This window comes from Aeromonas sp. 61P (assembly GCF_051919545.1).
GTDB classification, from domain to species: domain Bacteria; phylum Pseudomonadota; class Gammaproteobacteria; order Enterobacterales; family Aeromonadaceae; genus Aeromonas; species Aeromonas veronii.
This window is the reverse complement of the sequence record NZ_JBQBEL010000001.1, coordinates 1,933,793-1,954,989: the sequence shown is the minus strand read 5'-3', so window position 1 is coordinate 1,954,989 and position 21,197 is coordinate 1,933,793. Positions and strand designations below refer to the sequence as shown.

Sequence of the window (21,197 nt, the reverse complement as noted above, 5' to 3'; positions counted from 1 at the left end):
CTACTCCTGATTAATACCAATGACGATCCATCAACACGGGATCATGACGCCAGATAACGGGGAGGGAATGGCAGCTGTCTCCTGCCGGGCGTTCAACGCCTGCAATTGCGTCTGCAAGGTGACGCCGAGATCAAGAAATTCGCCCAAGGTCTGCATAAACAGAGTTTTATCGAGCATTTCGATAAGAGAGGAAAAGGTCAGCACCAGATGGTTGCTGCGACTGTCCAGACTGATCTGGCTTCCCCCCGTGGTCAAACCAAACATGTTCAGCTCAAGGGCCGAGCGGGTCAGCTGCAACTGACTGACCGCATCGTCAGGCAGACTTAGCAAGGGGATATAGAGGTAGCATGCCTGCAGCTCATCGTTATCGGGCACTTCGACCAGGCACTCGCTATCCAGACCGAATGGCACACGGCAGTGGCCATCGCTGCCCAGACTCAAGGCTACGCCCTGCTGTTCGCCCGCGAGCAATAGCCATTCAGATACGATTTGTTGATAGGGTTTCACTATGATGCACTCCACGCTCAAGCCCTTGCTGGCGAACGAGCTCGCACGCTTCAGGGTATGGTGGAGATGCTACCTCTGGTAGAGGCACGGGGATTTAGCTGTGAAACGGCGTTTTTTAGATTCACGCCGAAATTGCCCCTAACGGCAGGCGGGCTGTACGGTAAAGGTTCGACTGGAATCCACCGGGCCCAGCTCGGCCAGCAGCCGGCGGCCCAGCAGCACCGGATAGATCATCTTGCTGCGATCCCGCAGGGTGAACCACTCCTCATACACCTTGTCCCCCAGACAGATGGACATGGTCACCGTTGGCCGCTGCTCCATACCGCCCGCCCCGCGCACCGTCACGCTGCGCTCGACCCTCCGCTCGAAATGTTGTTTGACCAGTTTGCCGCTGTCGGCATCAGTTACCACCAGCATGAAGCGCACCCAGGGCTTGCCATCCCGTTTGAATCTGGTGATGGCGCGAGCATCGAGGGAAGAGGTGAGCGCACCGGTGTCGAGTTTCATCTTCACCGCCACGCCGGTAGGCAAAATAAGCCCCTTCTCGATCCAGCCATAGCTGGTCGGGGTCTCAGCCAGCGCACTGCCACACAGTGCCAGCATCAGGGTGATCCCCACCATCATCTTGCCCATTTTACTGCCCTGCCTTGTCAATCCTGCGCCCAGATCTACCACAGTCCCATTGTGGGTCAATCCGATTTATTTCAGTTACTTGGATAATGCTGATCGGGTCAGGAGAGAGACGACAAGGGGTGGCCGAACGGCGGCCCAAGCGGGCGGGAATATCGAAGGAGAGCAAGGCACCGAACGGTGCTGGATGAAACTGGTGGTTAACCTCAGGTTGTGACGCCAAAGGCTACCACAAGGATTTACAAATTATCAGTCTTGTTCTGAAGGGATTTTTGCCTACACTGTTGTAAACCGGAGGGCCTGAAAACCACCGGTTTTTTTGCGCCTGCCGAAAATTTGCCACTGCAAAAGTGACTTTCAACAAGGCTCAATAAGGAATTTGTAATGCGTATCGAAGAAGACTTGAAGCTCGGTTTCAAGGATGTCCTGTTCCGCCCCAAGCGCTCTACTCTCAAGAGCCGTTCCCAAGTAAGCCTGACCCGTCAGTTCACCTTCAAACACACTCAGACCCAATGGCAAGGCGTACCCGTTATCGCCGCCAACATGGATACCGTCGGCAGCTTCGCCATGGCGCGCACGCTGGCCGGTTTCGAGATGATGACAGCGGTACACAAGCACTACAGCCTTGAGCAGTGGCAAGCTTTCGTCAACGAGACCGACCCGGCGCTGCTGGGCCATGTGATGGTCTCCACCGGCACCTCGGCTGAAGATTTCGCCAAGACCCGCCAAATCCTCGCCATGTCCGAAGCGCTGCGCTTCATCTGTGTCGATGTGGCCAACGGCTACTCCGAACACTTCGTTGAGTTCGTACGCAAGATTCGTGAAGCCTGCCCCAACCACGTCATTCTGGCGGGCAACGTGGTGACCGGCGAGATGGTCGAAGAGCTGATCCTCTCCGGCGCCGACATCGTCAAGGTCGGCATCGGCCCGGGCTCCGTCTGTACCACTCGCGTCAAGACCGGTGTCGGTTATCCGCAGCTCTCCGCCATCATCGAGTGTGCCGATGCGGCCCACGGCCTCGGCGGCCAGATCGTCGGTGACGGCGGCTGTACCTGCCCGGGCGACGTCGCCAAAGCCTTCGGCGGCGGTGCCGACTTCGTGATGCTGGGCGGCATGCTGGCAGCCCACGAAGAGTGCGGTGGCGAGATCGTCGATGTAGACGGCGAACCCTTCATGAAGTTCTACGGTATGAGCTCCTCCAGCGCCATGGACAAGCACGCCGGCGGCGTCGCCGAGTACCGTGCCTCCGAGGGTAAAACCGTACTGCTGCCCTACCGCGGCCCGGTCGAGAACGCCGTGCGCGACATTCTGGGCGGCGTGCGATCCACCTGTACCTACGTGGGTGCCAGCCAGCTGAAAGAGCTCACCAAGCGCACCACCTTTATCCGGGTACGTGAGCAAGAGAACAACGTCTACGGCAAAGAGTAACCTGCCACAGACCACCGTCACACGCTGACGGTTAGAAGCCAGTCAACCGGTGTGCTACCCTGCGCACCGGTTTTTTTGCATCTGGGATCCCGAGCCATGACCACTCCCCTGCCCCCGTTTGACTGGGACATCTTCTGCTGCGTCGTCGACAACTTCGGCGACATCGGTGTCACCTGGCGACTCGCCCGCCAGCTAAAACGGGAGGGGAATATTGCGGCACATGGCAATGAGGTTCAGGTGCGGCTCTGGGTGGATGACCTGGCAAGTTTCGCCCGTATCTGTCCAGGTCTCGACCCGGCGCAGGATGGCCAGTGGGTCGATGGCATCTATATCCAGCACTGGCATGAGTCCCTGCCGAGCGACATGACACCAGCCAGGGTGGTGATCGAAGCTTTTGCCTGCGAGCTGCCCACCCCCTTCATTGAACGAATAGCCGAGCAGATGGCGAGCGAACCCAGCCCCCCATGCTGGATCAATCTGGAGTACCTCTCGGCGGAGAGCTGGGTCGAGGATTGCCACGGCCTCGCCTCGCCCCAGCGTGTTGGCAATAAAAGCCTCAACAAATACTTCTTCTTCCCGGGCTTTACCGCTAAAACCGGCGGCCTTTTGTGCGAGCACGACCTGATCGCCGAACGGGAGCTGTGGCAGCAAGATGATGCGGGACTTACCGCCTACTGGGCCAGCCTCGGTTTGCCGCCAAAACAAGAGAACGAGCTGCGGGTCAGCCTCTTTACCTACGAGAGCGATGCGCTGAAGAGTCTGGTCGAGAGCTGGTGCCATAGCGCCACGCCCGTCACCCTGCTGCTGCCGCTGGGGCGCTCTCTCAATGATGTGCTCACCGGTGCCGGTCTGACTGATGCCATCCCTGCGGCCAAAGCGGGGGATCTGCTCCACTCGGGTAACCTCACCATCAAGCTGCTGCCGATGACCGATCAGGCCGGTTACGATCGACTGCTGTGGAGCTGCGATCTCAATCTGGTGCGTGGGGAGGACTCCTTCGTGCGGGCCCAGTGGGCAGCTCGTCCTTTCCTCTGGCACATCTACCAGCAGGAGGAGGAAGCCCATCTGGTCAAGCTGGAGCAGTTCCTTGACCACTACTTATCCGATCTGCCCGCCGAGTGCGCTCAATGGCTACGCCGCTTTAATCTGGCTCTCAACCGTGGCGAAGATTGCGGCGAACTTTGGGCTCAATGGCCCCGATATAGCGCCATTTGGCAGCAACATGGGCGAAGCTGGTCACAGAAGTTGCTCCGGGACGGGGATCTCGTCACACGGTTGGTGAAATTTTTAGAAAGCCGTATATAATCTGGCAGTTTTTATCCGTCCGTTTCACGAACAGGAATTTTTTACATGAAAACCGCACAGGAAATCCGCGCTGGTAACGTAGTCATGATCGGCACCGAGCCGATGGTGGTTCAGAAGGCTGAATTCAACAAATCCGGCCGTAACTCCGCCGTGGTCAAAATGAAGCTGAAGGGCCTGCTGAACGGCAGCGCTACCGAGACCGTCTTCAAGGCCGACGACAAGCTGGACGTAGTTCAGCTGGAACGTAAAGAGTGCACCTACTCCTACTTCTCCGATCCCCTGTATGTCTTTATGGACACCGAGTACAACCAGTACGACGTAGAGAAAGACAACCTGGGTGACGTGCTGAACTACCTGGTAGACGGCATGGAAGATCTGTGTGAAGTAACTTTCTACAACGAGAAAGCCATCTCCGTAGAACTGCCGACCACCATCGTGCGCGAAGTTGAGTACACCGAACCGGCAGCCCGTGGCGACACCTCCGGTAAAGTGACCAAGCCTGCCCGTCTGAAAGGCACTACCTACGAGCTGGCTGTTGCCGCTTTCGTAGAGATCGGTGACAAGATCGAGATCGATACCCGCACCGGTGAATTCAAGCGTCGCGTCAACTAATTGACCGCTTTGAATTGTGTCTAGTCCTGAAATAGGTTTACACATTTTCGGCTAGCTTTGCTCCACTCAGAACCCCCTATGTACCGCATCGGGGGTTCTGTATTTCAACGCATGATGCGGCCGCTCCGCGTTGTAAATATCCACTGCTTCACGCACCATTTCCCGCGCTTGCGTCAAATCCTGCGGGCTTTGCAACAATAACTCTCCTTTCAAAATCCCGTTCACCCGCTCCGCCAACGCATTCTGGTAGCAGTCATACCCATCCGTCATCGAGCATTTCACCCCGTACCGTTCATGTAATGACTGATACAGCCCAGAGCAATACTGCACGCCGCGGTCAGAGTGATGGATGAGTTCACCGCCGCCACGTCGTTGCTTCAGTGCTTTCTTGAACGCCATCGCCACCGATTCGGCGTGCATCCCTTCGTGCACGTGATGGCCCACTATCTTGCGTGAGTAGGCATCCGTCACCAGGCTCAGGTACAGCGGCCCGCTTCTGGCTGGCAGATAGGTGATATCAGCGACCCAGACCTGCTCCGGGGCCACCGGTGTGACCTGCTCTGGCCCCGCCTTGAGCAAGTTGGGATGACGGTAGAAACGGTGAAAACTGTGGGTGGTCTTGTGATACGCCCGCCTGGGCTGCACCAGCAGGCGGTGCTCGGCCAATATCTGAAACAGCCTGTCCCGCCCGACCTTGAGCCCGCCATCATCCTGACCCTGCAGCAGATAATGCAGCTTGCGAGTGCCCACCCGCGGTTGTCGCAGTCGAACCTGACGCACAAAACGCACCACTTGCAATCCCTGTGCATGGCGCTCGTCGGCGACCCGATTGCGCTTGTAGTAAGCCTGCCGGCTTATCCCCAGAAACAGGCAAGCCCTGACAATGGTCAGCCTCTCGACTTGCCGCTGCGAGAGGACTTGCCGGGTCGCTTTTTTACGATGGAGACGCCGTAGTCATTCTTCAGTACATCGACGACGGCCTCAAAGAACTGGGCCTTCTGACTCATCAACGCCAGCTGTTGCTCAAGTTCCTTGATGCGCTGTTCGGGCGTCTGATTGTCGTGGTCAGGCATGGTGATGCTCCTGCCGGCACGCACAGAAGCCCCCTGGCTCCAATCTTGCCGACCATGTTTACGCAACCATACCAGAACGGTGGAGCGGCCCTGAATGCCATAACGCACCTGAGCCTGTTTGTAGGTGAGCTCGCCTTTTTCAATCTGCTCGACCAGCGCCAGTTTAAAAGTCAGCGAGTAATCGCGCTGTGTCCGTTTCACACCTTGTCCCATCGGGCTCTCCATTTATTGGGGGGAAAGGTGTAAACCATATTCAGGACGGGACATTGATTACAAAAAAGCGAGCCAACGGCTCGCTTTTTTATTGCCTCCGGGTTGCCATCACACCGCCCGCCTTCAGAAAATCCCGCCGCCGCCGCTAACCCAGATAACCGGGGGAGCACACTATGGCCAGATTATCCTTATCACTGCTGTTATTGACCTTGCTGGCTGGCTATGGGGCAGAGGCGAGCGAGGTCGCGCCCCCCGTTGCCGAGCCAATGCCCCTCGACCATTGGCAAGCGAGCGACTGGAAAGGGCTACCCGATGCCACCCAGATCGACAAGCAGACGGTGCTGTTCGCCAAACACGACAGTGAAAACTATCTGGGGCTCGCCATTTTACTGCCCGACTGGCAGCGCAGCGGCCAGCTCTGGCAACTGACTCGCGCCCTCGGTCGACTGGGCTTTGATACCCTGCTGCTGCTGCCCTCCCCCCAGCAGACCGAACTGGACCCAGCCGCCGAGAAAAAAGCGAAAAACAGCGATGCATTTCGCAAGCAGTTTGCCGAGCGGATCAGCAAGCTGGCGGATGCCAAGCTGCAGGAGGGGGGCTTCAAGCTGATCCTGGCGCAAGGTACCGGCGCCGCCTGGACTGCCAACCTCATCGCCAGCGAACAGTTGCCCGCCCCCGACGCGCTGGTGCTGCTCGATGGCTTCTTCCCCAATCAGCAGAGCAACCAGACCCTGGCCAAACAGGTGGCTCAGGCGGCCATCCCCACCCTGGACCTCTATCAGGAGGATGGCGGTCGCTGGCCACTGCTGGCCGCCGAGGCCCGCAGAAGCGAGAGCCGGCGCAGCAACAAGCTCAACTATCGCCCCTACGCCCTGATGGAGCTGGAGGAGACCCCCACCCGCATTCAGGGCTGGCTCAACCATCTGGGCTGGCTCTGACCTCGGGCCACAAAGCGCGCGCAACATCACATCTGCCGGATAAAGCCCTGCCATGACACGGCGATGGACTGGCTCTGACTGCATCCTCTTTGGCATCATGGCCTCTCGAACCTGAACAATGGCAGGAAGGCCCATGCAGCAGATTGTGTTTCTCGACAGCGATACCCTGGATGCGGGCATCACCCTGCATCACCCCGACTTCCCCCACCACTGGCAGAGCTATCCAAGTACTACCCCGGAACAGGTGGTGGAACGGCTCAAAGATGCCAGCATCGCTATCATCAACAAAGTACGGATCGGCGCCGCCGAACTGGCCCAGCTGCCGGAGCTCAAACTCATCGCCCTGGCCGCAACCGGCAGCGACAACGTGGATCTGGAAGCGTGCCGCGCCGCCAACGTCGGAGTGTGCAATATCCGCAACTACTCGGGCCCCTCGGTGCCGGAGCACGCCATGGCGCTGATGCTGGCCCTGTCACGCAACCTCTTCTGCTGGCGCCAGTCGCTGCTGGAGGGACGCTGGCAACAGAGCGGCCAGTTCTGCTTTTTCGACCACAACATCATGGATCTGCACGGCAAGCAGCTTGGCATCATCGGCAAAGGGACACTCGGTCAGGCGCTCGGCGAGCGGGCCAAAGGGATGGGGATGACAGTGCGTTACGCCCAGAGCCAGGTCGGCACCAGTCACGACGAGGATCGCCTACCCCTCGACGAGTTGCTGCAAAGTTCGGATGTGATCAGCCTGCACTGCCCGCTCACCCCCTACACCCGCAACCTCATTGGCGAGCGGGAGCTGGATCTGATGAAACCGGGCGCTCTGCTGATCAACGTCGGCCGCGGTGGGCTGGTGGATGAGGAGGCGCTGCTGCAAGCGCTGGCCAACGGCCGCCTCGGCGGTGCCGGTTTCGATGTGGCGAGCGTCGAACCCCCGCCCCCCGACCACCCCTTGATGAAGGCGCTGCAATACCCTCACTTCATTCTGACCCCTCATGTGGCCTGGGCCAGCGAAGAGTCGATGCAGCGACTGGCCGACCAGCTTATCGACAACATCAACGCCTTTGCCGCCGGTCGTCGCCAGCACCGGCTGGTGTAACCGCACGAGCGAGTCACCGCAAAATCGAGTGACCACACCATGCAAAACGGGACCAACAGGCCCCGTTTTGCATCTTCCGCACTCACTGCGCGCACATCAATCGTCGTCGTGCCATCTGTGCTTTTTATGCTTTTTGTACTTCTTGTGGTGCTTGTGATGGTGATGATCGTCGTCATCATCGTAATAGCGATCCTGGCTCTTGTGGCCATCGCCGGTCTTGGCACCGATGGCCGAACCGCTCGCCCCGCCGACCCCGGCGCCGATCAGCTGGCCGGTATCACCACCGACACTCTTGCCGATGGCGGCACCGCCCAGCGCCCCCACCGCGCCGCCAAGGGCCGCTTCATTCTTGTTGCCCTTGTTGGCCGTCGCAGCCCCACCGGCAGCACCGCCCAACGCAGCCCCCACCAGCGCACCGGTATCGCCACCCAGCTCCTTGCCGATCATGGTGCCCGCCACACCACCTGCACCTCCACCCAGAATGGTATTGAGGGTCTCGGAGGCGTGCACGGTCGCGCTGCCAGCCAGCAAGGTGCCCAGCAGTGCCAGTGCGCGAAGAGCACGCGAATTCATCTCCATGGGTACTCCTGTCAAACCTGATTAATATTCAGCGGCACTATACAAAGTGCCACGGGGTTCGCCAGCCGGTAGAAATGAGGGATGCGACAGTCAATGGCCGCACGGCTACTGCCAAAAATGGAAGAGTAAAATCAAGCGATTGAATTTAAAGATTAAAATCATCAAAAAGCCAAACTATTACGGCAGGGTGACCCACAATCTGGTTGTCGTGTCCCGGCACAGGCCCGCCGCGCTGGGACAAAAGCTGTCAGTCAGCAGCCTCATCCGCCAGATGCCAGCAGTCCCGGCTAGCCTCCTTGCTACGATAAAGGGCTGCATCAGCACGCTCGAAGATGGGGTCGGCAACGGGTGAATGGCAGGCGCCGCCGATACTCAAGGTGACCTGCCCCTTGTGCTCACGCCACTGTTGATGTCGCACCACGTCAAGCAGACAATTGAGCTTCTCCGCAAGCTCATCCTGTGGCTGTTGCAGCAGAGCGGCAAACTCATCGCCCCCAATCCGGTAAACTGTGCTCACCCCCAGCACATCAGCAAGACAATTTGCCACCCGGCAAAGCACCTGATCGCCGAAGGCATGACCCCGACTGTCATTGAGTCCTTTGAAGTGATCAATATCAAACAACAGCAGCCAGAAGTGCTCCCCCCTCAGCTCCAGCGCGCTCTTGTGCTGCTCGAAGGCTCGCCGGTTCATGATACCGGTCAGAGGGTCCCGCAACAGCGCATCCTGCCCCTTGAGGAAGCTGGCCCTGACCTGATCGATCTCGTTCAGGCTGCGTCGCACAAACCAGGTATTGGCCTTGGTGATGGGGGGAGAGCTCTCCAGATTGCGCACGATACCGGTCAGTGAACCCGACACCAGCGCCTGCTCCTGGCGGAAGATCCGCACCAGCAGACTCAGCGTGCAACACCAGATGGCAAACAGGGAGATCAATGGCAAAACCACCATCTGCAGCGCCTCATAGAGGCTGTTGCGAAACAGCACGGGCGGCAGATAGATATTGAGATCCCAGCCAATATCCGCCAGCTCGCGCTTAAGGAAAGTGCCATGACACAACACATCCAGACCGAGCCACTGCTGGCCCTGATGCTGCTCGATGGGGTGATCTGCCAGCAGATCCATATTGCTGCCCACCACCAGCTGGCCGCTGTCGCGCAAGGTAAGATAGAGTGCAGCCTGATTGCCACCAACCGTCCGCTGTAGCGCCTGCTGCAGCGAGTCGAACGACATGTCGACCATCAGCAGCCCCAGCAGCTGCCCCTGATCGTCCCGCACCCGTTTGATCAGGCTGAGTATCAGTTCATTGGTATTGTATTCAGGGTAGGGGCCAAACCAGACGAGCTCGTCGCCCGGCATGGTGGTCACCTGATACCAGGGTCGCAGCGCCGCCTGATAACCGGGGGGCGGTAGCCAGTCCGGGTAGCTGTCGATACGATCCGCGTTCAGGTTGTAAAAGTAGATGTAGTGGTTGCCTGGTTTGATCTTGTGTGCAATGGCCCAGATGGGGGAGTCGGCCAGCCCGCCGCGAGCGATCTTCTCCTTGTCGAGCGAGGCCTCCAGCACCGCCAGTTGCCGCTCATTGACCTTCACCATCTCGTGGATCAGGGACGCTTCAACGGAGGATGCCATGTGGCCGAAACCGGATACCGTCATGTCGATATCCCTCAGATAGCTGGCAATAGCCATGATGATCGTCACTATCAGGATCATCAAACCAATCAATGCAGAGAGGGGGACAAGCACATAGTAGCGTTTATTGAGATACGAACGGCTCACATCACATCCGAACCAAGAAAACATACGGGGATTGTGGGAGAGAAAGGAGAGTAAATCATTGATTAATATCACTTTCGCGCCCCTTAAATGGCATTTCCAACATTAACGAAACGTCAGGGTTCGCAAACGAATATCAACTGACAGGAAAAACGCTAGTTACCCCGGGTTAACCTCGTTCTGCATTGCGGGTGTTATAGTCTATACCTGATTCGGCAGGCGCTGGACAAACCGTCCATCACCGGCTGCAACGCCAAGCAGAACAAGGAGATGTTATGAGCAGTCCGTTTATCGAACAGATCAAAGCACGTCGTACCATCTATGCCCTGGGCGACCAGGTCTCCCATACGCCGGAGCAGCTGACGGCCCTGATCCAGGATGCCATCAGACACAGCCCCTCCTCCTTCAACTCCCAGAGCTCCCGCGCCGTCATCCTGTTTGGCGCCCAGCACCACAAGCTGTGGGATATCGTCAAAGCCGAGCTGAAAAAGATTGTGCCGCCGGAAGCCTACGCCCAGAGTGAGGCAAAGGTGGATGGCAGCTTCCGCGCAGGCTTCGGCACTGTGCTGTTCTTCGAAGACACCGACGTCATCAAGGATCTGCAGCAAAAATTCGCCCTCTATGCAGACAACTTCCCCATCTGGTCGGAACATGCCACTGGCATCGCCCAGTTTGCGGTCTGGACGACGCTGGCACAGGAGAAAGTCGGTGCCTCCCTGCAGCACTACAACCCGCTGATCGACGAGGCGGTACGCAAGGAGTGGAACCTGCCCGCCAGCTGGCTGCTGCGTGCCCAAATGCCCTTTGGCAGCATCAAGCAACCGGCCGGCGACAAGACCTTTATCGACGACGCTACCCGTTTCCGCGTTTTCAAATAACCGTTGAGAAAGCAAAACGCCCCCGCATCTCGAGGGCGTTTTTATTGCGGCATACAGTGTTGATGGCGATGGTTCATACCGCAATCTGCGGTCGTAATACGCTCTATCCACCGCTCAGGCGAGCAGCGTCACCAGCAGGGACGCCTCCCCCGGCTCCACATTCAACTCGTGCCAGCCTCAGCCGTGTTGGCTACTTAGCTGTTCGATAATGGTGCCGCGCAGCAGGGCTCTCCCTTCGTCGATGCGAGTTGATCGGGAGAGTCCTTTCGCCCACATCAGCGCCAACGTGCGACTCAGCACTGGCTCGTGCAGCGCCACGACTTTCAGCTGGGGATCGCGCTGGTTCGCGGCATAGAGTCCGGGCAGGATAGCAACTGCCAACCCTGAGCGCACCAAGCCGTAAAGCGTCTCGACATAATCTGTGGTGTATCTGGGCTTGAGCCCGGGCAACTGGCTCTGCGCCAGTCCGTTGACCTGCCGGCTGACGTTGCCTCTGGCAAAAAGGGCGATGTCGCGGCGGGTCAGCTCCTGCCAACTGATGACATCCTCCGTTGCCAGCGGATCTTGCCGGTTGATCACCGCCACCAGCGCATCGTCCAGCAGCGGCGTCACCTCCAGCGAATCGGGCAACTCGCCATCCAGAACGCCAATTCCCGCATCCAGAGACCCCTCGGCCAGCGCCTGCAGCAGACCGTCGTTGGTGTGATCCTGAAATTCAACCCGCAATCCCGGAAACTGCTGCTGCAGACGGGCGGCCGCCAGCGGAAACATCAGGGTGCAGGCCGACGGGATCAGACCGATTCGCAGGGTGCCATCGCCCCCTTCGACCATCACCTGCTGCATATCGGCAAAAGCGGCATGGGCCACATTGAGCAGCCCCTTGGCGTGAGGCAAAATCGCCTCCCCCTGTTCGGTCAGGGTGACCGCCTGCGCGGTGCGGTGAAACAGTTTGCCGCCTAGTACAGATTCAATCTGGCGCAGGGCACTGCTCAGAGCAGGCTGGCTGATGGCCATCTGATTGGCCGTTTCGGTGAAGTGGCGCAGCTGGGCCAGCGTGACAAAATACTGGATCTGCTTGAGAGAGAGCGCAGGCAGACGGCGCCAGGGTTCGGACATGAAATCGACAACCGGAGAAAAACGTTTGCAGCAGCATAACCCTTTCTTATCCAGTTATAAATTCTTTGCGCTATGCACGGGCCAATCCCCTCCCTAAAGTGGGCCCATTATTCCCCTTGTCAGGCCATCTCCTTCATGTGTGAACAAGATGCATCCCTCAACTTGCGCCGCCGCGCCGTGCAGGCAGCCCTCGGCGAAGCACCCTTCGATCTGCTGCTGACCAACGCCAACCTGATCGACATGGTGACCGGCGAGATCCGCCCCGTCGACGTGGGGCTGGTCGGCCCGCTGATCGCCAGCGTCCATCCGGTCGGCTCCTTCCAACAGGCACGCGAGACCCACGATCTGGCCGGCGCCTATCTCTCGCCCGGTCTTATCGACAGCCATGTCCATGTGGAGAGCTCCCACCTGACGCCGGAGCGCTACGCCGATGTGGTGGTCGCGCAGGGCACCACCACCATCTTCTGGGATCCCCACGAACTGGCCAATGTACTCGGGCTGGCGGGGGTACGCTATGCCATCGACGCCAGCCGCAATCTGCCGCTGCGGGTCATCTGCGCCGCCCCCTCCAGCGTTCCCTCGACGCCGGGTCTCGAGATGTCGGGCGCCGACTTCCACGGCCCCGAGATGGCCACCATGCTGGAGTGGCCGGAGGTGGCGGGGATCGCCGAGGTGATGGACATGCAGGGGGTGCTGGGCGGCAGCGAGCGGATGACCGGCATTCTGCACGCCGGTTTGCAACGCAATGCCCTGATTGAGGGACACGCCCGGGGCCTTAGTGGTCACCGGCTGCAAGCCTATCTGGCCGCCGGAGTTAGCTCGGATCACGAACTCACTTCGGCTGCCGATGCGCTGGAAAAATTGCGCGCCGGGCTCACCCTGCAGCTGCGCGGCTCCCACCCCTACCTACTGCCGGAGATCGTCGCGGCGCTGAAACAGCTGCCCCACCTCTCCTCCCAAATCACCCTCTGTACCGACGATGTGCCGCCCGACATGCTGCTGGAGAAAGGGGGCATGATTGCGCTGGTCAAGCTGCTGGCTGAGCTGGGGCTGGCGGTGCCCGATGTGCTGCGAATGGCCACCCTCAATGCCGCCATCCGTCTGCAACGCAACGATCTGGGGCTGGTTGCTGCGGGCCGCTGCGCCGATCTGGTGGTGTTTGACAACCTCACCGATCTCAACCCGCTCTGGGTCTACAGCCGTGGCCAGCGGGTTGCCCGCCATGGCGCCATTCTCCCCCCTCCAAGCCTGCCGCTGGCTGCCAGACACCGCGCGATACCATGCAGATCCCCCTGCGCACGCTGGAAGACTTTGTCATTCGGGTGCCCGGACTGACTGCGGGGCGTGCCCGTTTCAAGACCATCAAGGGGGCCCGCTTCACCCAGTGGAGTGAAACCGAGGTTGAGGTTCGGGATGGTCAGGTCATCGTGCCAGCGGGATTTAGCCTCATCTCGGTGCAACACCGCCATGGTCGCCATCAGGCGGGAACCCGGCTGGCACTGCTGGAGGGGTGGGGCGAGCTGCAAGGAGCCATCGCCACCAGCTACTCCCACGACTCCCACAATCTGGTGGTGCTGGGGCGCGACCCGCAAGAGATGATGCTGGCCGCCAACACCCTGATCACCAGCGGGGGTGGCATGGCGGTAGTCCAACAGTGTGAGGTGCTGGCCCACGTTGCTATGCCCATCGCCGGCATGCTCTCCGACCTGCCGGCCAGCGAGCTGGCCGCCAGCTTTCACGCTCTGCGCGAAGTGAGCGGCAAGGTGGTGGAGTGGGAGCCCCCCTACCGTGTCTTCAAGGCCATCGAGGGAACCTGCCTTGCCTGCAATGCGGGGCCCCATCTGACCGATCTCGGCCTCACCGATGGGCTGACCCGCGAGATTGTCGATCCCTTCATCTGCTGCTGGCCCCACGATGCCAGCCAAGCCGATTAACACCGAGGAGAACAGCGTGAACCCTGTCGCCATTATTCTGGATACCGACCCCGGCATCGACGATGCCGTTGCCATCGCCGCCGCCCTGTTTCACCCCGGGATCGAGCTGGCGCTCATCACTACGGTCGCCGGCAATGTCGATGTCAGCAAGACCACCCGCAACGCCCTGCGCCTGCTGCACTTTTTCGGCAAAGAGGTGCCGGTGGCACAGGGGGCCAGCCAGCCACTCGTGCGCCCCCTCGACAATGCCAGTCATATCCACGGCCACTCCGGTCTCGATGGTTACGAGTTTGCCGAGCCCGGCCAACAGCCGATGCCGATGCATGCCGTCGAAGCCATGAAGGCCACCCTGCTCGCCAGCGAACAACCCATGACGCTGGTGCCCATCGGGCCGCTGACCAATATCGCCCTGCTGCTCACCCTGCATCCCGAGTGTCGGGAGAAGATCGCGCGGATCGTGCTGATGGGCGGCTCGGCCGGTCGGGGCAACCACACCCCCAATGCCGAGTTCAATATCTACGTGGATCCCGAGGCGGCCCACATCGTCTTCAGCAGCGGTCTGCCCATCGTGATGTGCGGGCTCGATGTCACCAGCCGGGCCACCCTGACCGGCGAGATGATTGCGGCGCTGCCCGCCCTCAACCGCACCGGCGCCATGCTCCACGCCCTGTTCGGCCACTATCGCGGCGGCAGCATGCAGACCGGGCTCAAGATGCACGATCTCTGCGCCATCGCCTATCTGGTACGCCCCGACCTCTTTATCATCCGGGCTTGCCATGTGGCCATCGAGACCTGGGGTGAACACACCCTCGGCACCACCTCGGTGGATATCAACAACCGGCTCAAGCGAGCGCCCAACGCCGAGGTGTGCCTCGATATCGACGTGCCCGGATTCAGGGCCTGGTGCATGGAGACCCTTGCCCGCGCCATCTGATCCCGAACCGCCAGCTCGCTGGCCCATTTACATCAAGAAGAGAGTGTTGGAAACATGCTGGAAATACTTGTCAGCACCCTGATCCTGGTCATCTGCGGCTATCTCATCGCCAAAAACTACGATGCCAAGATAGTGCTGTTTGGTGCTGGACTGCTGCTGATGTTTGCCGCCGTCGGACTGGGTCACCCCCTGCTGCCTGCGGCGCAGAACAGCGGCCTCAGCTGGCTTGATCCCTTCGTCCAGATCAAGCAGATCTTCATCAGCCAGATGGGCAATGTCGGGCTCACCATCATGGTGCTGTTCGGCTTCTCCAGCTACATGAGCCACATCGGCGCCAACGACGTCACCGTCATGCTGCTGACCCGCCCCTTGAGCCGCATCCGCTCCCCCTACCTGCTGGTGCCGGTGATTTTCCTCCTGGGCAACCTGCTCTCGCTGGTGGTGCCGAGCGCTGCCAGTCTGGCGGTGTTGCTGATGGCGACCCTCTATCCGGTGCTCAAGGCGTCGAACATGTCCTCCCTCACCGCGGGGGCCGTCATTGCCACCACCGCCACCATCATGCCCAGCCCGCTGGGGGCCGATAACGTGCTGGCCGCCCAGAAACTGGGGATCCCGCTGGTGGAGTACATCGTCTCCTACCACGCTCCCATCTCGCTGCCGACGCTGGCGTTGATGGCGGTGGTGCACTATTTCTGGCAGAAGGCGATGGACAAGCGCCAGCAGGCACGCGGCGGACTGGAGGAAAAAGAGGAGTCGCTCGCCGTGCCCACCGGCTTGCCACCCGCCTACTACGGCCTCTTCCCGGTGCTACCACTGGTGCTGGTGCTGCTGTTCGGCATCTGTTTCACCCATATCTCCCTCGGGCTGGTTGAGATCACCTTCGTCTGCCTGCTGCTCACCATAGGGGTAGAACTCTTGCGCAAAGGCAATATCAAGGAGACCAGCAAGGAGTTCGCCATCTTCTTCACCGGCATGGGAACAGGTCTGGCTCAGGTGGTCTCGCTCATAGTAGCGGCCAGCATGCTGGTGGAGGGACTGAAAGCCATCGGCATCATAGATACCCTAGTGGAAAGCGTGAAGCACATAGACGGCGTTGGCTCCATCCTGATGTTCTTCTTCTCCGGCACGGCAGCGCTGATCGGCTTTATCAGCGGCAGCGGTCTGGCGGTCTTCTACTCCTTTATCAACATCATTCCCGAGATCACCGAGAAGGTCGGCGTCAACAGTGTCGCGGTGGCCCTGCCGATGCAGCTCACCGCCAACCTGATCCGCTCCATGTCGCCGGTCGCCGCGGTGATCATCGTCATCGCCTCGATCACCGGCAGCAACCCCATCGAGATCATCAAGCGCACCTCAGTGCCCATCATCTCGGGCATCATCTGCTGCATGACCCTCTCCTACCTGCTGTTCAGCTAAACCCGCTCCATCTGCAGGCGATCAATCCGGTCGCCTGTAGACGGTTTTTTATCCCCGGTTGAAAGGGAACCCACTACAGGTAAGCGCCCGGAAGATAATCGGTGTGGACCGTCTATAACTTTTGCGACCAAGAGCCACATACGCCTGAGTAACTGACCGCCAGCCATCAGGCTCAGCCCCCTAATTCAACTCCCAGAGCTCTCGCGCCGTCATTCTTTGTTGGCGCCCTGCATCGACAGCATCACCAGCAGGGACTCGCTTTCCCCCGACTCCACCTTCACCTCGCACCAGTCGCGGATCACCGCCACCACCGCCGGATTGAGCGGCGCATCGCCCCCTACCTGCACCACGGTGCAACCTGCACGCAGGGCGCTCTCGATACCGGCCGGGGCATCCTCGAACACCAAGCAACGATCGGGCGAGACGCCAAGCCGTTCAGCCCCCAGCAGATAGGGCTCGGGATCGGGCTTGCCATTGATCACAGCTTCGGCCCCCACGAGCACAGCCGGCAGCGGCAAACCGGCACAATTCAGGCGATGGCGGGCAACCTGCTCACTGGCGGAGGTCACGATGGCCCAAAGCTCTGGCGGCAAGTGGCGCAGCAACTCGCCAGCTCCTGCGATGGCGTCGCCGCCTGTATGCAGCATCTCCAGCTCGTCGAGCCGCGCCGCCTCCCGCTCCACATCCAGCTGCGGGGCCAACGCCCGGATCACCTCACGTGAGCGCATACCGTGGCACATAGCCAACACCGGCTCTGGGGCAAGCTGATGATGCTGGCACCAGAACCGCCACACCTTCTCCACATCGCAGGTAGAGCAGACCAGGGTGCCATCCATATCGAGCAGCAGGGCGGATACCGACAGGGTGATCGTGTTCATGCCACCACTCATACAGGCACCCCGGCCAGCTCGGGCAGAGAGCCAGAGAGCGCATCGGCAAAGGTCTGCTGCTGGGCGGCACGCTCATAACAGGCGAGTGCCTGCTCGGTACTGCCTGCCCACACCTGCAAGGGGCCGACCACAAAACCCTGTTGCAGCAGGCTGACGAGCAGCTCCCCCGTCTCCGGGGCCGCCAATGGCTGGGCCAGCACCAGCGTGCCCTTGACCAAAAAAAGATAACGTTGAGTGGACATGATATGGCTCCTTGTTCCGGTTCAGAGGAGGGCTATTCCCCCCTTGCAGAGCCATTAGAACAAGGCGATTAGATAATTTATAATCAATAAATCGCCACTTTGGATAACCAATTGGAATGAGATTCGACTTGAGGCAACTGCAGGCGTTTGTGACGCTGGCCGACACCGCTAACTACCGGGAAGCGGCCAGCCGCCTCTTTATCACCCAGCCGGCCCTCACCAAGCAGATCCAGGGGCTGGAGCAGACGCTGGGCTGCACCCTGTTCAAACGGGGCCGCCACGGTGCCGAGCTGACAGCACTCGGTGCCCAGCTGCTCACTCAGGCGAGTGCGCTGGTCGAGCACGGTCGGGAGTTCGAAAGCCATGCACTGGCGGTGGCGAGCGGGGTAGCCGGTCGGCTCAAGATTGGCTTTGGTCTGTCGAGCTTTGCGCTTGCACCCTCACTGGTGGCCCGCTTCAAGCAGCAGGTCACGGACGTGATGGTCCATCTGCAGGATATGCCCTCCGCGATCCAGCAGGAGCAGCTGCTCTCCGGCCAGTTACAAGTTGGCTTTATGCGCAGACCTCAGGTGCCGCAGTTACAGGAGCACAGACTGCTGATCGACCGGCTGGTGCTGGCGGTGCCGACACGGATGACCGAGCCAGAACCGGCCGCATTCGACGTCCAGCAGGCACTGACCAGTCAACCCCTGTTGCAGATGGTGGGCCACCGCTGCCCCGGGCTCAGCCAGCAGATCGCCGGTTTTCTCGGCGCCAATCGGCTGACCGGCATGGTCCAGGAGGCCGAAGATATCCAGACGCTGGTGGCGTTGGTTGCGGCGGGCATCGGCAACGCCATCCTGCCACGCAGCGTCAGCTTTATCGCAGGGCCCGATGTCACCCTCTATCCTCTCTCTGGTCCCAGCTCCGAGTGGGAAGTCAGCATGGTATGGAATCCGGACTTTGCCGACCCCATCCGGGATCACTTCGTCAGGCAGGTGATCGCCAGCCATCCCCTACCGGTGTCGGCGACGCCCGAGCGCTGAAACCAACGCTCGCTGGTAGCTAACATCGTGCCACGTCAAAACAGTGCGCCCCCATCAAGGGGGCGCATGCAGGACAAAAGCGGCAATACGGCTCAACAGCTGGCGCAGTGGCTACGGTTTTTACCCGCCCCCTTGGCGCAATAAAGTGCCGCATCGGCCGCGGCCAGCAACGCCCCTTCCCCCTCCAGCGGTTGCTCTGCCGTGTAGGTGGCAATGCCAATGCTGGCGCTAAGCTGAATATTATTTGCCACCACGATGTCGAGATCGTTGATGGCCTGGCGGATCTCCTCTCCAATCCGCTGGGACGCATCTCGATCGGTATTGCCGAGGATCAGGGCAAACTCGTCACCACCAAAACGGCAGGGCAGATCCGCCGGACGTTGGCAGAAGGATTGCAGAAGATGGCCCACCAGCTGGAGGGAGCCATCCCCCATCTGATGACCAAGATGGTCATTGCACGCCTTGAAGTTATCCAGATCCAGCATGATGAGGGAGAGCGGGGTATGTTCACGCATGCTGCGCCGCCACTCGTTATGCAAAAAGCTGTTGAACAGCCGCCGATTGGCCAGTCCGGTCAGGGGATCATGTTGGGAGAGGCTGGCAACTTCCAGCTCCAGCAGCTTGCGCTCGGTGATATTGATATGGGCGATGGAAAAATACTCGGCATCAAGCCCGGGTACCGGCGCTACTCGCATCATAAACCAGCGCTGGGTGTCGGGGCTGTGGCAGGGGTATTCCAGATAGAACTTATCCTGCTGATGACGGATAACCCGGAGGATCCCCTCAACGGCAGCCAATCCCGAGGGCTCGGCTTCATCGTCACAAGCCCCCATGTAATTGACTCCGAGCCAGTTATATCCCTTGGGCATGCCGTTTTGTTCACCAAACAGCTCCCAGGCGAGATTGGTGTAATGAATCACCCCATCCCGGTCTATCACCGATATCTGGTCTTCCAGCGAATCCAGCAGCGCAGCCAGATAATGAGCCCGCTCGGAGAAGTGACTTCGCGGCCTCTGTATATCATCCACCATGATGGCCATCCTGTGGCAAAAGTGGCATACCGCCATCTATTAACAATAAAGTCAGCAGATAGAGTAAAGCACCCAATTTCCACTTAGCCAACTGAGACCAAATTTCACCATCGAACACCATCCGGCAAGGATTCAGGCCAGTTTCCCTGTTCCGGATAACAAGAGCACATCATGAGCATATGTATTTGATAAATCACATTTAATGACCACACCACTGATTTTCGCAGGGGATGCCATCGCCCTCTCCGTCCATTTTGGTGTTCGGGCAATGTTGCAAAAACCAGGTTGCCTCCTCGCAGGAGGTCATCTGGGAGCAATGCTGCCGACCATCACACTGGCGAATAAAGGTCGTTGCCTGTGGCGTGCTGACCTCCTCCTGATTGAAAGAGGAGACCGGCAATGGCGCCATCGACTCGGTCGAGAAACGGGAATAGATGGAAAAGAGGCCGACGAGCACCAGCAGAGGGATCAATTTGCCACTCCAGCTGCTCTTGCGACGTCGATAGGGGTTACTCCGCTCTCTGGTAGAAGTGGGTCGTGGCGGCTGACTTGCCGCCCGAAACGATGACGCCGCTGATGATGCGGCCGACGGCACGGCATCCGCCAACGTGAGCGGGCGATCGGGGAAAAAGACCTGTAACGCCCTTGGCTTGCCATCCTGGCCACTGCCGATCAGATAGGTGACACGCTCCCCCGGCTCTGGCACCCGGCCATCTGATTGCAGCGCCGTAACATGCACAAACAGCCCCGCACTGCGTGATCCATTGGTTGCCTGCTCGGCGCCATTTTGCTCCGGCGTAATAAATCCAAAGCCGCGCGCCTCGTTCCAGCTCGCGATCCGTCCCTGATAACGCATCTGTCCATCCTTGTTGTTATCCATGTGAGCACTATCTTGCCTGACAATCATGTTGCCCAAAAGCGCTGCGGCCCGACAGGGAGCCGCTGAGTCAATCTCAACACGGTGATCGGGCGCAGCCTGCGTTAAGGATCAAGCCAGCCGGGACACCTTGATGATCTCGGCGATGCGACCCAGCATCCGCAGCGAGGTGTGATGCTCGGTGGCATCTGCGGCGGCGCAGGCATCCTCCAGAATGGTGATGGCGTAGTCGCGATCGTGACCATCCCGCGCTGCCGCCTGAATGGCCCAGCTGGTGCTCACCCCGCACAGATAGAGGTGGTCGATGTGATTGGCCCGCAGCGCAGGCTCCAGCGCCGTGCCATAGAAGGGACTGACCCTGGGCTTGGTCAGCACCAGATCGCCGGGCTGCACATCCAGATCAGGATGAAAGTCGGTGCCGCTGTCAGCCAAAGAGAGCGCCCCCAACTGGTGAGCGCGACCAAACATGGGAGACCCCTTGGGTTGCAGCTGATAGCCGCCGTCAAAGCCCACCTTGATCAGCACTACCAGCCAGCCGTGGGCGCGGGCATGGGCCAGCGCCTGATTGGCATGCGCGATGGCATCCTGCTCCAGCACATGGGCTGCGGAGGCGGCAATGCGCCCATCGGGATGGGCAATATCGTTGATAAAATCGATCACCAGCAGTGCCTTGTTCATCACCTTTGCTCCTTCGCGCATTCAGCCCGT

22 protein-coding genes are annotated in these 21,197 nt (G+C 59.8%); 11 read left to right on the top strand and 11 right to left on the bottom strand.

Translation table 11 applies throughout. The annotated features are described in order from the left end of the window. Nucleotides 1-30: 30 nt before the first annotated feature. Entirely contained in the window at nt 31-507 is a 477-nt protein-coding gene (locus tag ACTG2O_RS09435; protein WP_236284763.1) for a CesT family type III secretion system chaperone, read from the bottom strand. 138 nt (nt 508-645) lie between these two features. Beyond that, the gene (gene rloA3 / locus ACTG2O_RS09430) at nt 646-1,140 is read right to left on the bottom strand and encodes a retropepsin-like aspartic peptidase RloA3 (protein ID WP_439975649.1); all 495 of its coding nucleotides are present in this window, start codon (nt 1,138-1,140) and stop codon (nt 646-648) included. Nucleotides 1,141-1,521: 381 nt separating this feature from the next. Between rloA3 and ACTG2O_RS09425 the strand changes: the two genes are divergently transcribed. From ACTG2O_RS09425 to efp, 3 genes are all read left to right on the top strand, one after another. Continuing rightward, nucleotides 1,522-2,565, top strand: a complete 1,044-nt coding sequence (locus tag ACTG2O_RS09425; protein WP_005348017.1) for a GMP reductase — start codon at nt 1,522-1,524, stop codon at nt 2,563-2,565. Between the two features lie 96 nt (nt 2,566-2,661). Then, a complete protein-coding gene (earP, locus tag ACTG2O_RS09420; RefSeq protein ID WP_439975648.1) occupies nt 2,662-3,870 on the top strand; it encodes an elongation factor P maturation arginine rhamnosyltransferase EarP in 1,209 nt (402 codons plus the stop codon). A gap of 45 nt (nt 3,871-3,915) precedes the next feature. Then, a complete protein-coding gene (efp, locus tag ACTG2O_RS09415) occupies nt 3,916-4,482 on the top strand; it encodes an elongation factor P (protein WP_005335100.1) in 567 nt (188 codons plus the stop codon). 66 nt (nt 4,483-4,548) lie between these two features. Here the strand turns inward: efp and ACTG2O_RS09410 are convergent. Continuing rightward, a protein-coding gene (locus ACTG2O_RS09410) for an IS3 family transposase (protein ID WP_439975195.1) occupies nt 4,549-5,768 on the bottom strand; the annotation gives its coding sequence in 2 pieces (ribosomal slippage) (nt 4,549-5,420 and nt 5,420-5,768; 1,221 coding nt in all). A 173-nt stretch (nt 5,769-5,941) separates the two neighbouring features. Between ACTG2O_RS09410 and ACTG2O_RS09405 the strand changes: the two genes are divergently transcribed. Next, entirely contained in the window at nt 5,942-6,706 is a 765-nt protein-coding gene (locus ACTG2O_RS09405) for a DUF3530 family protein (RefSeq protein ID WP_236284766.1), read from the top strand. A 133-nt stretch (nt 6,707-6,839) separates the two neighbouring features. Further along, entirely contained in the window at nt 6,840-7,796 is a 957-nt protein-coding gene (locus ACTG2O_RS09400) for a D-2-hydroxyacid dehydrogenase (RefSeq protein ID WP_021229760.1), read from the top strand. A 96-nt stretch (nt 7,797-7,892) separates the two neighbouring features. Here the strand turns inward: ACTG2O_RS09400 and ACTG2O_RS09395 are convergent, their stop codons facing one another. Beyond that, nucleotides 7,893-8,375 (bottom strand): YMGG-like glycine zipper-containing protein, encoded by a 483-nt coding sequence (locus ACTG2O_RS09395; RefSeq protein ID WP_224969595.1) that lies wholly within the window; start codon nt 8,373-8,375, stop codon nt 7,893-7,895. Nucleotides 8,376-8,622: 247 nt separating this feature from the next. Next, the gene (locus ACTG2O_RS09390; protein ID WP_236284768.1) at nt 8,623-10,173 is read right to left on the bottom strand and encodes a sensor domain-containing diguanylate cyclase; all 1,551 of its coding nucleotides are present in this window, start codon (nt 10,171-10,173) and stop codon (nt 8,623-8,625) included. 248 nt (nt 10,174-10,421) lie between these two features. Here ACTG2O_RS09390 and ACTG2O_RS09385 point away from each other — a divergent pair, with 248 nt between their 5' ends. Further along, on the top strand, nt 10,422-11,024 hold the full coding sequence (locus ACTG2O_RS09385; protein WP_005348028.1) for a nitroreductase family protein: 603 nt from the start codon (nt 10,422-10,424) through the stop codon (nt 11,022-11,024). A gap of 177 nt (nt 11,025-11,201) precedes the next feature. Here ACTG2O_RS09385 and ACTG2O_RS09380 read toward each other — a convergent pair whose 3' ends face one another. Continuing rightward, a complete protein-coding gene (locus ACTG2O_RS09380; RefSeq protein WP_267512200.1) occupies nt 11,202-12,140 on the bottom strand; it encodes a LysR family transcriptional regulator in 939 nt (312 codons plus the stop codon). Between the two features lie 135 nt (nt 12,141-12,275). On the opposite strand from ACTG2O_RS09380, the gene ACTG2O_RS09375 reads away from it, so the two are divergent. The 4 genes from ACTG2O_RS09375 to dcuC are packed head-to-tail and all read left to right on the top strand — an operon-like array spanning nt 12,276 to nt 16,424. Further along, nucleotides 12,276-13,475, top strand: a complete 1,200-nt coding sequence (locus ACTG2O_RS09375) for an amidohydrolase family protein (RefSeq protein WP_439975647.1) — start codon at nt 12,276-12,278, stop codon at nt 13,473-13,475. Further along, nucleotides 13,421-14,074: an adenine deaminase C-terminal domain-containing protein gene (locus ACTG2O_RS09370; protein ID WP_439975646.1), complete on the top strand. Its 654-nt coding sequence runs from the start codon at nt 13,421-13,423 to the stop codon at nt 14,072-14,074. The genes ACTG2O_RS09375 and ACTG2O_RS09370 overlap by 55 nt, the downstream gene beginning before the upstream one ends. Nucleotides 14,075-14,090: 16 nt before the next feature. After that, nucleotides 14,091-15,008 (top strand): ribonucleoside hydrolase RihC, encoded by a 918-nt coding sequence (gene rihC / locus ACTG2O_RS09365; protein WP_439975645.1) that lies wholly within the window; start codon nt 14,091-14,093, stop codon nt 15,006-15,008. A gap of 54 nt (nt 15,009-15,062) precedes the next feature. Next, nucleotides 15,063-16,424, top strand: a complete 1,362-nt coding sequence (dcuC, locus tag ACTG2O_RS09360; RefSeq protein ID WP_439975644.1) for a C4-dicarboxylate transporter DcuC — start codon at nt 15,063-15,065, stop codon at nt 16,422-16,424. Between the two features lie 209 nt (nt 16,425-16,633). On the opposite strand, the gene ACTG2O_RS09355 is transcribed toward dcuC, so the two are convergent. Beyond that, the gene (locus ACTG2O_RS09355; RefSeq protein WP_236284777.1) at nt 16,634-17,302 is read right to left on the bottom strand and encodes an HAD-IA family hydrolase; all 669 of its coding nucleotides are present in this window, start codon (nt 17,300-17,302) and stop codon (nt 16,634-16,636) included. 8 nt (nt 17,303-17,310) lie between these two features. Then, nucleotides 17,311-17,556, bottom strand: coding sequence for a hypothetical protein (locus ACTG2O_RS09350; RefSeq protein WP_439975643.1), 246 nt, complete (start codon nt 17,554-17,556; stop codon nt 17,311-17,313). A 116-nt stretch (nt 17,557-17,672) separates the two neighbouring features. On the opposite strand from ACTG2O_RS09350, the gene ACTG2O_RS09345 reads away from it, so the two are divergent. Further along, complete coding sequence (locus ACTG2O_RS09345) at nt 17,673-18,581, top strand: LysR family transcriptional regulator (RefSeq protein WP_236284781.1); 909 nt, start codon at nt 17,673-17,675, stop codon at nt 18,579-18,581. A 92-nt stretch (nt 18,582-18,673) separates the two neighbouring features. On the opposite strand, the gene ACTG2O_RS09340 is transcribed toward ACTG2O_RS09345, so the two are convergent. From ACTG2O_RS09340 to ACTG2O_RS09330, 3 genes are all read right to left on the bottom strand, one after another. After that, entirely contained in the window at nt 18,674-19,612 is a 939-nt protein-coding gene (locus tag ACTG2O_RS09340; protein ID WP_439975642.1) for a diguanylate cyclase, read from the bottom strand. A 199-nt stretch (nt 19,613-19,811) separates the two neighbouring features. After that, the gene (locus tag ACTG2O_RS09335) at nt 19,812-20,468 is read right to left on the bottom strand and encodes an excalibur calcium-binding domain-containing protein (RefSeq protein WP_335818596.1); all 657 of its coding nucleotides are present in this window, start codon (nt 20,466-20,468) and stop codon (nt 19,812-19,814) included. Between the two features lie 132 nt (nt 20,469-20,600). Continuing rightward, on the bottom strand, nt 20,601-21,167 hold the full coding sequence (locus ACTG2O_RS09330) for a cysteine hydrolase family protein (protein ID WP_101529542.1): 567 nt from the start codon (nt 21,165-21,167) through the stop codon (nt 20,601-20,603). Between the last annotated feature and the right edge of the window lie 30 nt (nt 21,168-21,197).

What these genes read in the sequence shown, in the direction of transcription:
- ACTG2O_RS09380 (WP_267512200.1), bottom strand. Translation starts at nt 12,140, where the DNA reads ATGTCCGAACCCTGGCGCCGTCTGCCTGCGCTCTCTCTCAAGCAGATC.
- ACTG2O_RS09330 (WP_101529542.1), bottom strand. Translation starts at nt 21,167, where the DNA reads ATGAACAAGGCACTGCTGGTGATCGATTTTATCAACGATATTGCCCAT.
- ACTG2O_RS09335 (WP_335818596.1), bottom strand. Translation starts at nt 20,468, where the DNA reads ATGCGTTATCAGGGACGGATCGCGAGCTGGAACGAGGCGCGCGGCTTT.
- ACTG2O_RS09405 (WP_236284766.1), top strand. Translation starts at nt 5,942, where the DNA reads ATGGCCAGATTATCCTTATCACTGCTGTTATTGACCTTGCTGGCTGGC.
- ACTG2O_RS09425 (WP_005348017.1), top strand. Translation starts at nt 1,522, where the DNA reads ATGCGTATCGAAGAAGACTTGAAGCTCGGTTTCAAGGATGTCCTGTTC.
- ACTG2O_RS09385 (WP_005348028.1), top strand. Translation starts at nt 10,422, where the DNA reads ATGAGCAGTCCGTTTATCGAACAGATCAAAGCACGTCGTACCATCTAT.
- ACTG2O_RS09345 (WP_236284781.1), top strand. Translation starts at nt 17,673, where the DNA reads ATGAGATTCGACTTGAGGCAACTGCAGGCGTTTGTGACGCTGGCCGAC.
- earP (WP_439975648.1), top strand. Translation starts at nt 2,662, where the DNA reads ATGACCACTCCCCTGCCCCCGTTTGACTGGGACATCTTCTGCTGCGTC.
- ACTG2O_RS09400 (WP_021229760.1), top strand. Translation starts at nt 6,840, where the DNA reads ATGCAGCAGATTGTGTTTCTCGACAGCGATACCCTGGATGCGGGCATC.
- ACTG2O_RS09350 (WP_439975643.1), bottom strand. Translation starts at nt 17,556, where the DNA reads ATGTCCACTCAACGTTATCTTTTTTTGGTCAAGGGCACGCTGGTGCTG.
- ACTG2O_RS09390 (WP_236284768.1), bottom strand. Translation starts at nt 10,173, where the DNA reads ATGTTTTCTTGGTTCGGATGTGATGTGAGCCGTTCGTATCTCAATAAA.
- ACTG2O_RS09375 (WP_439975647.1), top strand. Translation starts at nt 12,276, where the DNA reads ATGTGTGAACAAGATGCATCCCTCAACTTGCGCCGCCGCGCCGTGCAG.
- ACTG2O_RS09395 (WP_224969595.1), bottom strand. Translation starts at nt 8,375, where the DNA reads ATGGAGATGAATTCGCGTGCTCTTCGCGCACTGGCACTGCTGGGCACC.
- ACTG2O_RS09355 (WP_236284777.1), bottom strand. Translation starts at nt 17,302, where the DNA reads ATGAACACGATCACCCTGTCGGTATCCGCCCTGCTGCTCGATATGGAT.
- ACTG2O_RS09370 (WP_439975646.1), top strand. Translation starts at nt 13,421, where the DNA reads ATGCAGATCCCCCTGCGCACGCTGGAAGACTTTGTCATTCGGGTGCCC.
- rloA3 (WP_439975649.1), bottom strand. Translation starts at nt 1,140, where the DNA reads ATGGGCAAGATGATGGTGGGGATCACCCTGATGCTGGCACTGTGTGGC.
- ACTG2O_RS09340 (WP_439975642.1), bottom strand. Translation starts at nt 19,612, where the DNA reads ATGGTGGATGATATACAGAGGCCGCGAAGTCACTTCTCCGAGCGGGCT.
- efp (WP_005335100.1), top strand. Translation starts at nt 3,916, where the DNA reads ATGAAAACCGCACAGGAAATCCGCGCTGGTAACGTAGTCATGATCGGC.
- dcuC (WP_439975644.1), top strand. Translation starts at nt 15,063, where the DNA reads ATGCTGGAAATACTTGTCAGCACCCTGATCCTGGTCATCTGCGGCTAT.